11 protein-coding genes are annotated in these 13,855 nt (G+C 43.1%); 3 read left to right on the top strand and 8 right to left on the bottom strand.

Annotation, left to right across the window (positions count from 1 at the left end; genetic code table 11):
- Positions 1-224: 224 nt before the first annotated feature.
- Entirely contained in the window at positions 225-2,030 is a 1,806-nt protein-coding gene (gene pepF, locus OZX76_RS08645; protein ID WP_277179493.1) for an oligoendopeptidase F, read from the bottom strand.
- 159 nt (positions 2,031-2,189) lie between these two features.
- Between pepF and OZX76_RS08640 the strand changes: the two genes are divergently transcribed.
- The 3 genes from OZX76_RS08640 to OZX76_RS08630 all read left to right on the top strand — a co-directional run bounded on the left by OZX76_RS08640 (position 2,190) and on the right by OZX76_RS08630 (position 6,613).
- Positions 2,190-3,410, top strand: a complete 1,221-nt coding sequence (locus OZX76_RS08640; protein WP_277179491.1) for an LCP family protein — start codon at positions 2,190-2,192, stop codon at positions 3,408-3,410.
- Between the two features lie 18 nt (positions 3,411-3,428).
- Positions 3,429-3,800 (top strand): hypothetical protein, encoded by a 372-nt coding sequence (locus OZX76_RS08635; protein WP_277179489.1) that lies wholly within the window; start codon positions 3,429-3,431, stop codon positions 3,798-3,800.
- A 197-nt stretch (positions 3,801-3,997) separates the two neighbouring features.
- A complete protein-coding gene (locus tag OZX76_RS08630; RefSeq protein WP_277179487.1) occupies positions 3,998-6,613 on the top strand; it encodes an SEC10/PgrA surface exclusion domain-containing protein in 2,616 nt (871 codons plus the stop codon).
- A 54-nt stretch (positions 6,614-6,667) separates the two neighbouring features.
- On the opposite strand, the gene OZX76_RS08625 is transcribed toward OZX76_RS08630, so the two are convergent.
- From OZX76_RS08625 to lysA, 7 genes are read right to left on the bottom strand one after another with little or no spacing between them, the layout of a single operon-like run.
- Positions 6,668-7,720, bottom strand: coding sequence for an aspartate-semialdehyde dehydrogenase (locus tag OZX76_RS08625; protein WP_277181539.1), 1,053 nt, complete (start codon positions 7,718-7,720; stop codon positions 6,668-6,670).
- Between the two features lie 10 nt (positions 7,721-7,730).
- Positions 7,731-8,909 (bottom strand): aminotransferase class I/II-fold pyridoxal phosphate-dependent enzyme, encoded by a 1,179-nt coding sequence (locus OZX76_RS08620; RefSeq protein ID WP_277179485.1) that lies wholly within the window; start codon positions 8,907-8,909, stop codon positions 7,731-7,733.
- A 17-nt stretch (positions 8,910-8,926) separates the two neighbouring features.
- On the bottom strand, positions 8,927-9,694 hold the full coding sequence (gene dapB, locus OZX76_RS08615) for a 4-hydroxy-tetrahydrodipicolinate reductase (protein WP_277179483.1): 768 nt from the start codon (positions 9,692-9,694) through the stop codon (positions 8,927-8,929).
- Positions 9,687-10,613: a 4-hydroxy-tetrahydrodipicolinate synthase gene (dapA, locus tag OZX76_RS08610; protein WP_277179482.1), complete on the bottom strand. Its 927-nt coding sequence runs from the start codon at positions 10,611-10,613 to the stop codon at positions 9,687-9,689. The genes dapB and dapA overlap by 8 nt, the downstream gene beginning before the upstream one ends.
- A gap of 17 nt (positions 10,614-10,630) precedes the next feature.
- Complete coding sequence (locus OZX76_RS08605; RefSeq protein WP_277179480.1) at positions 10,631-11,785, bottom strand: N-acetyldiaminopimelate deacetylase; 1,155 nt, start codon at positions 11,783-11,785, stop codon at positions 10,631-10,633.
- A gap of 4 nt (positions 11,786-11,789) precedes the next feature.
- Entirely contained in the window at positions 11,790-12,497 is a 708-nt protein-coding gene (gene dapD / locus OZX76_RS08600) for a 2,3,4,5-tetrahydropyridine-2,6-dicarboxylate N-acetyltransferase (protein WP_277179478.1), read from the bottom strand.
- An 18-nt stretch (positions 12,498-12,515) separates the two neighbouring features.
- Positions 12,516-13,805, bottom strand: coding sequence for a diaminopimelate decarboxylase (gene lysA, locus OZX76_RS08595; protein WP_277179476.1), 1,290 nt, complete (start codon positions 13,803-13,805; stop codon positions 12,516-12,518).
- Positions 13,806-13,855 lie beyond the last annotated feature (50 nt).

The raw sequence follows: 13,855 nt of genomic DNA, 5'->3' as shown, positions 1-13,855 counted from the left end.
GGTGTTTTTAATAAGTATATAAAATGTAGATTACTATCCAGAACGTAATGATAATTGTGAATATAGCCTCAATTTGACATTAAGTTAATTAGTAAGTAGCCAACTAAAACGCCTAAATTATTTGCAAACTAAAAACGACCCCTCAATAAGAAGTCGTTTTTTGATGTGAGAAACTTTTTTGTTTCCTTAATAGTTATATTATTTGTGCTCGCAACTTGCAAGTCTTATTTGAAATTATTTGCGATAATTTTCTCAAGCTCATCCAAGCGCTTGGCAAAAGTGGCAAATGCGTCTTCCAAATAAGCACTCTTAGTCATGTCAACGCCGGCGCGTTTCATGATTTCTACAGGATAATCGCTTGAACCAGACTTGAGGTAGCCAAGATAGGCTTCACGTTGTGCATCTGTCCCGTGAACAACATTATTGGCAAGGGCAGTTGCAGCCGCAAAGCCAGTGGCGTATTGATAAACGTAGAAGTTGTAGTAAAAGTGCGGGATGCGTGCCCATTCCTTGGCAATATCGCCTCCAGGCTCAACGCTGTCACCATAATAGCGTTGATTCAATTGGCCATAAAATTCGTTAAGGCGGTCAGCAGTCAGCGGTTCCCCCTTGGCGTCTTGCTCATGGACATATTGTTCAAATTCCGCAAATTGTGTTTGTCTAAATAGTGTGCCCTTGAAGGAGTCAAGGTAGTAGTTAAGGACAAAGGCCCGTGTCTTAGGGTCAGTAACATGATCTAAGAAGTATTCTGTTAAAATATTTTCGTTAGTTGTTGACGCGATTTCCGCAACGAAAATCGGGTAATCACCGTACACGTATGGTTGAGTTTCTCTGGTATACATACTGTGAACCGAGTGGCCGGTTTCGTGAACCAGTGTGTAGAGTGAGTCAATATTGTCTTCCCAATTGAGCAGTTCATAAGGGTCAGTATCGTAAGAGCCACCAGAATATGCACCTGTGACCTTATTTTGTGATTCAACAACATCAATTACACGATTGTTAAAAATATAGTCAACGTGCTTCAGGTAGTCAGCACCTAGTGGAGCCAAGGCCTTTTTGGCTTCTTCCTTAGCTTCATCAAAGGTGTACGCCATTGCTGGCTTACCAGTCAATGGCACGTACATGTCCCACATTTGTAAATCATCTAGGCCGAGGATCTTTTTACGTAAAGCAACGTAGCGGTGAAGCAAGTCAAGGTGGGAGTCAACTTCATTAATTAAAGTGTCGTAAACCACAGTTGGTACACCATTTTCGTGTAAGGCTGCGCTGCGTGCAGAGTCATAATTATGAACCTGCGCGTTGTAATTGTGTTCCTTAACAACGCCGGAAAGAGTGGAAGCCAGTGAATTTTCGAATTGACCGTAAGTTGCGTACATTGAGTCAAAGGCATCTTGGCGCACGTCGCGATTTTGCGATTGGATTAATAGTGAGTACAAACCATCAGAGAGCTGCACCATCTCGCCATCATCGTTTTGAACGTAGCCGTACTCCATGTCAGAATTAGTGAGGACGTTGAAGGTATTCTCGGAAACGCCCATTGCGTCACCCGCGTCTGCCACTAATTTTTCTTCTTTAGCAGACAATGTATGTGGCCGCATTTGCGTAATCTGGTCAAGCCAGTGGTCGTAATTTTTGAGTTGCGGCTCGTCTTGCCTAAATTGCTTTAATTCTGCTTCCGAAATACCTAAAATTGCGGGATTGATAAAAGATGTTACGGCCTCAAATTTACTAGCTAAGGATTGGACTTGCGCAACATACCCTAAATAATGGGTGTTACTCGTGTCAACGTCACTTGCTAATGTCGCATAGGCGTAGAGTTTTTCCAGCTGGCGACCAACTGCTAAAATTTTGGTTAAGCCGTCATATAAATCATGTCCTGATTTGGCAAAATTCGCCTGTAAATTGCTTAAGGTTTGTATTTTTGTTTTAACTGTTGTATATTCGTGTTCCCAGTCAGTATCAGATTTAAACACGCGGGTTAAATCCCATTTGAGTTCTTCAGGAACGGCGGTTCTTTTTGGAATTGTCATTAAAAATTCTCCTTTTATATATCTAATTAATGTTAATAATGATTGTGCGAAAATGCAAAAAAATAAGATATTATTAATTATATTTGATAATATTTTAATTCAAGTTTAAAAGTGTTACAAATACATTTGGACAGTTATTGGAAGGGAATAGATAAAGGAATGAATCCAAACTCTAAACGAAGAGAAGATTATCGTCGTCAATCTTCTTTAAAACTTCATCGCAATCATGCCTTCGCGGCCCCGGCCGCTACTTTAACAGGAAATGCCTTTATGCGCATTGTCGGGATTGTTGCGGTCTTGTGTGTTAGTTGCGGCTTGGCTTGGGCAGCACACATGTATTTTAGCTTGCATAGTGCAATTGACGGCCCGGGCGGCAACACAGCGACGTCAGCTAGGATTGCTAATAAACAACCGATTTCGGTTTTAATTCTTGGTGTTGACCAGGGGATTGAAGGTCGGCATGATAAGGGGAATTCCGATACCTTAATCTTGGCAACGGCTAATCCTGATAAAAATAAGGCAACGATGACCTCGATTCCACGTGATACGTTGGTTAATATTTTGGGCGATCCCGGCAACAAGTACAACATGTTCCGCATCAATTCGGCCTACGGGATTGGTGGCAGCAACGCATCGATGCAGACGGTTTCTGCTCTTGTCAATGTGCCAATTAATTACTATGTCGAAGTCAATATGAAGGCACTGAAGAATCTGGTTAATGCCGTTGGTGGTGTTGAAGTTAACGTGCCATTTAAATTTTCGTATGATTGGTGTGACTTTCATAAAGGAAAGCAACATTTGAATGGGCGGCACGCAGTTGCTTATGTTAGAATGCGCCATGATGACCCTCGCGGCGATTATGGCCGGCAGATGCGGCAGCGTCAGGTAATAACGGCAGTTGTTCATAAGGCAATGTCAATCAATACCCTTACCAATTATCGCAAGTTGGTTAAAATCTTTACTAAGTATGTGAAGACCAATTTGACTTTCAATGACATGCTTGCTCTGGCGATGAACTATCGCGGCTGCATGGACAATCTAAAGAGTGGTTATATCCAAGGACACGATGCATGGATTAATGGCTCTTCAATTCAAGTTGCTTCAACTGATACTTTGCAAAAAATATCGAATCAGCTGCGAACGAACTTGGGTCTTGATACAGAAATTCTGGATAACGATGAAACGCGGCTTAATAAGTTGAATGAGCAGCGCAATCGCATTAATTGGAAGGACCCTAATGCCTTCACTAATTATCAGATTTATTCTTCTGTTGTTTCTGGTGAGACCGATAATGGTAATGACGCAAATAATTCAACTGATGCTAATTCGAATAATAGCAGTAATTCAAGTAATGGCAACAATAGTATTTTTGGCAATTAAGACTTTTAGGAGGGCAAAATGCATAAGAACTCACTTTTTCCCGTTATTTATGGCATCGCTTCGGCGTTAGTTGCCTTTATTGCCGCTTTTTTTATCTGTTTGCGTAGCTTTGGTTGGACGCTCCCGAATGCAGTCTTAACCGCAGGCGGCTTTGCACTGGCCTTCTTTGTCTGGTCGTGGTTTCGTGGACATGCATCCGTTGAAATTAAGCGAATTACCAGAGAATATCACTTGTCTGACCAGGATTTAGCACGGATTACCGGCATGAAAGCCAGTGATTTCCCTATTTATCAGGACAAATTGCAATTAATTTTGCCTAAACGTTACTGGCCGCAAGTCTTGCAGGCGCTGCAAAAGTATGAGAAAGAGCGTAAGCAGGCAGGATTATAATATAAAAATCAATAGATATTTTAAGAAGTGTTTAGTTTATGGACTAAGCACTTTTTACTTGGCATAAATAGTAATTTTATAACCTGAATAATTTTGCAAGATTATTCGATATTATTTAATTAAAAATCCTATTGATTAAGGAAACAAAAAGATTAAAATTAAATTGTAATTAAATATTCGTATAGGAGGGTTTAGTATTGAATTATCAGGGAAAGAAAAAGTTGATAAAAACTTTCTTGAGAAATAACAAAAAAGTAACTCGTAATGTATTAGTAGGAACTGCAGCGCTTGGCGGGATGCTGGGTGGATTGGCATTGACTAACAACACTGTAGTTAATGCAGCTCCTAAGACCACGCAAACTGATGTAAAAAAGGCCAAGACAGCTTCAAAGACTGCCAAGATGATTAAGAAGTCATATCTTTACAACAGTAAAGGTAAAAAGATTGGCAAGAAGTCTTTAAAGAAGAACAAAACTATTAAAGTTTATGGTACTAAAGTAATTAAGGGTAAGACATATTACAATTTAGGTAATGGTAAATATGTTTTGGCAAGTAAAGTTAAGATTGCACAAAAAGTTAAGGTAATTAAGACCTCTGCAATTTACAGTAGCAAGGGCAAGCGTATTGGCAAAAAGTCAGTTAAGAAGGGGAAAACTGTCAAAGTCTATGGTACTAAGACCATCAAAGGCAAGAAGTACTATTCTTTAGGTAACGGCAAGTACATACCAGCTAAAAATAGCTCAACGGTGAATATGACTCCAGCACCAGCTGGTAACACAACACCAAGTGATAGTAATACTCCAGCTAGTGGCAATACTTCAGGCAGTACTACCATACTAGGCAATGGTAGTACATCTGGCAACACTTCTGGTACTACCACACCAAGTGGCAGCAGTGCACCAGCAGGTGGTAATAACTCTGGCACTACTTCAAGTAATAGTAATAAACCAAGCAATGGTAGCAACTCCGGTACAACGCCAGGAGACAATAACAAACCAAGTAACGGCAATAACTCTGGCAGTAATAAGCCAAGTGATAACAGCAAGCCAAGCAATGGTAGCAACTCTGGCAGCACCACCCCAGGCGACAATAACAAACCAAGTAATGGCAGTAACTCAGGTAGTACAACGCCAGGCGATAATAACAAGCCAAGCAATGGTAGCAACTCCGGTACAACGCCAGGCGATAATAACAAGCCAAGCAATGGTAGCAACTCCGGTACAACGCCAGGAGACAATAACAAACCAAGTAACGGCAGTAATAAGCCAAGTGACAGCAATAAACCAAGCAATGGTAACAACTCCGATAATAATAAGCCAAGTGACGGCAATAAACCGGGTAATAGTAACAACTCCGGTAGTAATAAGCCAAGTGACAACAACAAGCCAAGTAACGGCAACAGCTCTGGCAGTAGTAAACCGAGTGACGGCAACAAGCCAAGTAATGGCAGTAACTCTGGCAGTGCAACGCCAGGTGACAACAATAAGCCAGGCAATGGTAGTAACTCCGGCAGTACGACACCAGGCAACAGCGATAAACCAGGTAATGGCAATAACTCCGGTACAACAATGCCAAGTGACAACAATAAACCAGGTAGTGGCACTACAACGCCTAATAAGCCAAATAATAGTCCAAAAGCTACAATTAAATTACCTGCAGGCTATACTAGAGATGAATTGCGTAAGGCGTATGAAGGTCATACAAATGCTGCATTCATTAAGGCATGTCAAGAGGGTATGAAGACTAATGATTTTGATAGTACGGATGTGATTGATGAAGTAGGCGATGATACTACAATTGTTGATCCAACTAATTTAACTCCAGAACAAGCACAAAAAGTAATTTCTTATACTTTAAGATTAATTAATGAAGCACGAGCAGACGTAGGCTTAAAGCCATGGATTCAAAGTACAGGTGTGCAAAAGTTAGCTGAGGACATAGCTGCTCAATATAATGCTCATGGTACTTCAGTATTTGATGGTAAACATGATATTCCAGGAATCGTTGCTGCCTGTAAAGAAAATGGTTTAAATACCATAAAAGATAATTGGATTGAAGATATGACTGGCTGGGGTTACGGAAGTAAGCAGATGTCATTGTCTGAGCTCAAGAAGCATATTTATCAAGGCTTAACAATGATGCTTTTTGGTCGTGTTAATGCTGAAACTACTCCAAGTAATCTACAAAATTGCGAATGGCATCATGCTGGTGATTTACTTGGAACTATGGGATCAAGTTCATTTGATGATGAAGAATTTTACTTTGGTCTTAGTGTAACAAGACTTGATGATCCGAATAATGGAACAGAATATAGTATTCATTATGTTCATGTATCATCCTATTTCATTAATGGAGCAGATAGTAACGGCAACACCTTCAATCCAGGCAAAGATGCAGATGGTAAGCAGATTGTTGTATCAAATATAGGCGATAGTGTTGCCAAAAAGTTTTCTATCAATGACTTTAGACAAGAACTATTAAAAGATATTAATGCTGAACGTAAGAACCAGGGATTAGCAGTATTAACAGATAATTCTGATTATGATAATGCAGTACAAGAATATGTGGATCAATATCATGCTTATGATGATGAAGTAGCTCATGATATTGATTACTATCTTGATCAGCATAACCTTGAAGGTTATGGTGGAGCTAGTGGAGCACTGTCATTTGATGGGTCTTCTGTGACAACAGCTGATGCTGCTTTTGCATTATTAAAAAAGTGTTTGATAACAGATATGAAATCAATTGGAATTGGTGCTCATGTACTGGATAATGGTCAAATTTATGTTTCGTATGTTTATGCAGATTAATTAGCCACATATAAAAAGCAATATCTGATTTTGAATCAGGTATTGCTTTTTTGATTAAATTAAATTGTCTTCGACTAAGCATTCAGCGATTTCGACTGTGTTCCATGCCGCGCCTTTAAGCAAATTATCGGAAACAACCCACATATTGAAGGCACCGGGATTTTCTTCATCGGCACGTAGACGGCCGACAAAGGTTTCACGTTTGCCAGCTGCAGTTAATGGTTGTGGGTAGAGCTGCTCTGCCGGATTATCTTGAACAACAACCCCTGGCATCTGTGCTAGTTGCTGCCGTAAGTCGGCAGCAGTTGCGTGTTGATCAGCGACTTCAATGTAGACCGACTCGCCATGGCCTAATTCGACGGGAACTCTAACGCAGGTTGCTGTGACCTTAATGTCGGGACTGTCCATGTCGTCCAGCAGAATCTTTTTAGTTTCATGAATCATCTTCCATTCTTCGTGCGTGTAGCCATTATCTTCAAAAACGTCGATTTGCGGTAGGAGGTTAAAGGCTAATGGATAATGGTGCGGCTCGCCTTTAACCGGTGTAATGTCGGCAGTCATTGGTTCATTGTTCAGGCGCTGCTGTGCTTGGTGCAACATTTCGTTCCACGCCGCTTGACCTGCGCCAGAAACCGCTTGGTAGGTTGAAACGATAACCTGTTTCAGGCCGAAGGCATGGTAGATTGGCGCTAAGGCGATTACCATTTGGATGGTTGAGCAGTTGGGGTTGGCAATAATCCCGTGATGTTTTTTCAGCGCTGCACGATTAACTTCTGGGATTACTAGTGGAACATCGGGTTCCATGCGGAAGGCACTGGTGTTGTCGACGCAAACGGCGCCATTTTGAACGGCAATGGGGAGGAACTTCTGTGAGACACTTCCACCGGCGGAAGCCAAAACTAAATCAATATTTTTAAATGAATCCGGGGTGGTTTCTTCCACCGTTAAGGGTTCATTTTTAAATTTTAGAACTTTGCCAGCCGATCTTGCGGATGCAAGCAGCCGTAAATTTTTAACAGGGATATTCGATTCTGCCAACTGACTAATCAGGCGGCCACCGACAGCCCCAGTGGCGCCTAAAATTGCAACATTATATCCATTCATGATGATTACTTCCTTAATTATTTAAAAAATCAGCTATTCTTTTGAGTGCTTCACGAATTTTTTCAGGACTAGCGGCATAGGAAAAACGCACATAACCAATCCCGCCATCGCCAAAAGCACTACCAGGTATACAGCCAACGCGAGCACTGTGTGCTAATTCACGGGCAAACGTTAAGTCGTTAGTGCCGTACTTAGCGGGGATTTTAGCGAACAGGTAAAAGGCACCTTCTGGCGGAATAATCTCAAATCCTAATTGACTTAACCCGGTACTGATTAGATCTTTGCGTTCAGCGTAAATTTTGTTAGCCTTTTGTGGATCGGCATCCCCGCGCACGGATAATGCCTCGCAGGCGGCAGCTTGTGTCATATTGGGAACAGCCGTTACCAGTAACGCGTGCGTGGTCGTAAGCAATTTGATTACTTTTTGTGGGGCGGCGAGATAGCCGACGCGGTAGCCGGTCATAGCGTGGGACTTTGACAGACCGCTGATGAGGATTGTTTGTTCAGGAAGGCAGCGCGCGATTGAGTAATGCTTGGTGCCGTACGTTAATTCGCTGTAAATTTCATCAGAAAGCACATAGAGCTGGTGCTGCTCAAGGATTACGGCCAGCTTTTTTATCAAAGTCTCGGGATATTCACGGCCAGTTGGATTATTAGGATAATTCAAGATAATTCCTTTAGCATGGGGATGAGCTGCTAGCGTTTTTGTCAATCTCTCTGGCTGCAATAAAAAATCATCTTGGGCCGTGTTAATGGTGACTGCCTTAATGCCAAAGAGGTGCAGCAGCGAAAAGTAAAGGGCAAAGGTAGGCGTAGGGACAATGACTTCATCGCCAGCATTAAAGAGAGAAATAATGGTGGTGGCAATGGCTTCAGTTGCGCCAACTGTAACAATAATTTCTGTTTCAGGGTCGTAAACTAGATTTTGTTTCCGTTTTAGGTATGCGCTGATTGCCTGATCTAACTTGAGAGAACCCATTTGCCTGCCGTAGTGTGACTCGTTATTGTTGATACTGTTAATAGCAGCTTGTTTAACGTGCTCCGGCGTGTTTAGGTCCGGTTCCCCCACAGTTAATTTGACAATCCCGGGAATTCCAGAGATTTCTTGGTCAAACTTCCGAATGGCTGATGGTGTCGTGGTTAATAACCGGCGATTGACAATTGGTTCTAAATTAGCAGCTAGTTCTGGCATAAAATACACTCCTTAGGTTAAATTAAATTTTCAAGACCGACAATCAGCTCGTCGAGTTGCATAACTTGCTTTAAAGCTAGTTCTACACCGGACATAAATGAGTTGCGGTCAAATGAGTCCTGTCTGATAGTTAGGGCTTCACCAGCACCGCCAAACAAGACTTGCTCGTGGGCGACATAACCGGGTAAACGCACCGCGTGAATTGGTACACCGTAATAGTCACCGCCACGCGCGGGGTTGTCGTTAAAGTTGGCAGCTACTTGGGAAGCACGACTTTGCGCGATTTCCTGAGCAGTTTTAATTGCCGTGCCCGATGGGGCATCTTTTTTATCAGCGTGGTGCATTTCGATGATTTCTGCGTTAGGGAAGTAAGCTGCCGCCATTTTGGCAAACTTCATTAATAAGACTGCTGACAAACCAAAGTTGGGTGCAATAATGCCGCCGACTTTTAGTTGCTTAGCCAAGTCTTGTAGTTCGGTAACTTGCTTATCGGTTAATCCTGAAGTTCCGATAACTGGCCGCATCTGATGCTCAAGTGCGAATTTTGTATTAGCATAAACAGCACTAGGAGTAGTGAAATCAAGCCAGATGTCAATTTGACCAGTTATGTCTGCCAGACTGGTAAACACTGCGGCATCAGGGTCTAAGTTATAGTCATTTGGGTTTAGGCTATGCAAGTGCGGCGATAAGACTGCAGCTAGCTTGTAGTTGGGCACTTTTTGCACTAACTTGACTGCTCTTTGACCCATTGCCCCGTTAAAACCGGCGATTAAAACTCTAATCATGGTTGACTCCTAACTGCAAATTAATTGGCTGACTTAAGTCACCGTTTGCGATTCCAAGAGCGTGTGCAAGTTGCCTTTGTTCATCATCATTTAAGTTAACGATGGGTAAGCGACAACTGCCAGTATGAAAGCCTTGGGCATTGAGTGCTGCTTTAACGCCAGATGGCGATGGAAACATAAATAGTGCTGCCATCTTAGGTGTTAGCTTACGCTGCCAAGCTCCAGCTTCGGCAATGTTCCCAGCATCGAGCGCCGCGTACATTTGGCTCATTTGGTCACCGTAGAGGTGAGAAGCAACGGAAATTATCCCTTGAGCACCGACTGCTTTGGCTGCTAAACTTTGCGCGTCTTCGCCACTGAAAATGAGAAAATTATGGGGTGCATGTTCAACCAAGTATTCCAAGTCCTCAACGGTTGTGCACTGCTTAACGCCGATAATTTGGGGATTTTTAGCTAATTCCAAAATCGTCTGATTGCTCATCGTGACACCGGTGCGGCCAGGGATGTTATAAATAATGATTGGTAAACTCGAGTGTGCTGCAACTGCGGTAAAGTGGGCGATCATCCCGCGTTGGTTGGGCTTGTTGTAGTAAGGAACCACTACGAGTTGAGCTGCCAGTCCCTTGATTTGACTGACTTGCTTGCTCAATTCAATTGTTGCTTGCGTGTTGTTTGAACCCGTGCCAGCGATAACCGGTACGCGACCCGCCGCAATCTCAACAAATTTTTGATAAAGTGCCAGCTTTTCTTCATTAGATAGGGTGGCAACTTCGCCAGTGGTGCCACCAACGACAAAGCCTTGACTGCCATGAGCTATTAAGTGATTGACTAACTCTTCAAGGCCGTGATAATTGATTGTGCCATCATCGTTAAATGGCGTGACGATGGCTGTTAAAATCTCTGCATTTTGTAATAACATTGTTAATCCTTTCTATATTAATTGTTCTTCATTCGTCTTTTTAAAAAGCCAGTAACTGTTTTGACGCCTATTAAGATGGCCCCTTCGTCAGGATTAAAAGTAGCGGAATGCAGCGAGCCGTGCTGACCAACGCCTAACCAGAACATTGCACCCGGAATTTGGCTGGTTAAATAACCGAAGTCTTCGCCGGTCATTGCTGGCTCAGTTGCGACAAAGTTGACTTGAGGTGATTGCTTAAGAAAAGTAATCAAATCTGCAGTTAGTTGTGGGTCATTCACGACTGGAAAATAGCCGCTTTGATTGAAGCAAATTCTAATGTCGGCCCCATAGCTTGTGGCCACGCCAGCAGCTACTTCGCGCAATCGCTGCTTAATTAAAGTAATCATGTCTTGAGTTAACCCGCGAATTGTCCCCTCAATGTGTGCCGTGCCAGCAATAGCGTTACGAATATTGCCCGCCGTCATTTTGCCTAAGGTAATAACACCGGCTTTTAACGGATCAATACTACGTGAAATAATTGTTTGTACTTGGCTGATGAATTGCGCAGCGGCAACAATCATGTCGTTAGCGTTTTGCGGGTAGGCGGCATGGCCATCTTGCCCAGTGAAACCAACGTCAACTTCGGTAGTTCCAGCAAATAATGTTCCCTGTCTAGTTCCGATTGTTCCTACTGGTAATTGCGGTGTATCGTGGAGCGCGTAAATTTCGTCTAAGGCAAATTGCCCGGTAAACAGGTGCTGATCATACGCGATTTTAGCGCCACTTTCACTTTCTTCAGCCGGCTGAAAGAAGAAAACCAAATTATCTTGTGGCTGATGATTGGCAAAATAACTCAAAGCGCCAAGGGCAATGGTCATGTGTAAGTCGTGACCGCAAGCGTGCATGATGCCGGGATGCTGCGATTGGTAGGACAGGTCGTTTTGTTCAGTAATAGGCAGGCCGTCAATGTCTGCGCGATAACCGATTGTCTTTTGGGTGTTTTTCCCTTTAACAAAAACCATGATTGCAGTTGGTAATTGCGGAAAAGTCTTGATTGTTAAAAATTGCTGTGGTAATTCATCAATTAGCTGCAACAATAATTTTTGGGTTGCCGTTTCTTTTAGTGCCAATTCAGGAATTTGGTGCAATTGGCGTCTAATTTTAATTAAATCTTGTTCATTAAATTGGGTCATGCAGTCACAGCTTTCGCAAGCTAGTTTCCAGACCAGTTTTACTCTTTGTCTGGTCGTCAACTTGCTTAATTACTTTGGCCGGGACGCCGATAACGACGGTATTAGGAGCAACATCTTTGGTCACCACAGCCCCAGCACCAATTACGGCTCCAGTGCCAATTTGGATGCCTTCAAGTATCGTGGCCCCAGCGCCAACTAGAACATTGTCGCCAATTCTGACGGGCTCGGCCGATGCTGGTTCAATTACGCCAGCTACCACTGCGTTAGCGCCGACGTGGACGTTTTGCCCAATAATTGCTCGGCCGCCAATCACCGTTCCCATATCAATCATCGTATTAGCGCCAATTTCTGCCCCGATATTAATCACCGCGCCCATCATAATTACGGCTTGCTTGCCGATTTTGACGTGGTCGCGAATAATCGCACCGGGTTCAATGCGGGCGTTAATCTTGGTGTAGTCGAGTAGCGGCACGGCGGAGTTACGAGCATTGTTTTCAAGACGATAGTGAGTAATTTGTGCTTTATTTTCGGTTAAAAATGGCTCAATCTCGGCCCAGTCACCAAACAGAAGCCCAATTTTATCGTCTAAAAAAGCCTGAATGCTTTCGGGGACAGTTAGGTTAGTTAAATTTCCTTGGATGTAAACCTTAACCGGCGTCTTTTTGGGTGCGTTACTAATAAAATCAATAATTTCTTGTGCAGTTTGCTTCATTGCTTTTCCTCATGTTACTTAAAGATAATTTAGGTCTAGACTGGTTAAATCCGTAATTGATTCGCGCTTGACGACGAGTTTAGCGTGGCCGTTTTTCACAAAGACAACGGCTGGACGACCTACACGATTGTAGTTGGAAGCCATCGAGTAGCCGTAAGCTCCCGTTGCAAGCACTGCCAAAATGTCACCGGGTGTACTTTCAGGTAGCGGCTGATCTTTAATCAGAATGTCACCGGACTCACAATAGCGCCCAGCAATTGTCACGGTTTCTGTTGGCGTAGCCTCTGGTCTAGCAGCTAAAACTGCTTGATATTCGGCTTGGTAAAGGGCGGGGCGAATATTGTCACCCATGCCACCGTCAACGCTAAGGTAAGTGCGAATACCGGGAATTATTTTGCGCGCCCCGATTGTATAGAGGCTGTAGCCAGCTTCACCAACGATCGAGCGCCCCGGCTCTAGCCAAACTTCTGGCATAGTCAAGTTAGTTTGAGCGATTTCTTTTTTCAGCGTTTGAATCATGTCGTAAACAAACTCCTGCGGGGCTAATGGGTGGTCGGCGTTGGTGTATTTAATACCAAAACCGCCACCAAAATTTAAAACCTGTGGCTGATAATGAAATTTTTCCTGCCAAGTGGCTGCTAGCTGAACCATTCTTTGTACTAGAGCCGTAAAGCCCGCAACTGCCATAATTTGGGAGCCGATGTGAGCGTGATAGCCGCGCAAGTTCAGTTTAGGATTTTGTAATACCTGTTTTAGTGCTTGTTCTGCCTGACCTGACTGAACGTCAAAGCCGAATTTGCTGTCGACCTGACCGGTTTGAATGTAGCGGTGAGTATGTGCCGAAATACCGGGCGCAATTCGCAGCATGATGTTAACCGGCTGCTTTTGCTGGGGCAGCAGCTTGTTTAACAATTCTAATTCGTAAAAATTATCAACAATGATTGTGCCGACGTGATTGTCAAGGGCTAACTGCAGTTCCGCAAGGGACTTGTTGTTGCCGTGAAAGCTAACATGTTCCATTGGGAATCCAGCTTGAACAGCAGTTATTAATTCGCCGGCTGAAACAACATCTAAATGCCCGTTTTCTTGTGCGATAACTTGGTCGATTGCTCTGATGGCAAAGGCTTTGCTAGCATAACTGATGGCGTATTTGACACCGGTTTTGTCAAAAGCTTTGTGAAAGTGTCGTAATTGCTGCCTAATCATGCTGACATCATAAACATAAAGCGGCGTACCAAAGTCCTTAGCGAGCTCAAGTGTGTCGCAATTGCCAATTGATAAGTGTCCTTGTGAGTTAACGTTAACCAAGTTGATTCCTCCCAAATTAGCTAACAAAAAAGGTTCTTTTGTTTGCGCTG

It is taken from the genome of Lactobacillus sp. ESL0677 (genome assembly GCF_029392875.1).
In the GTDB taxonomy this organism is placed as follows: domain Bacteria; phylum Bacillota; class Bacilli; order Lactobacillales; family Lactobacillaceae; genus Lactobacillus.
The sequence above is the reverse complement of the archived record's forward strand: the minus strand, read 5'-3'. Positions and strand labels throughout refer to the sequence as shown.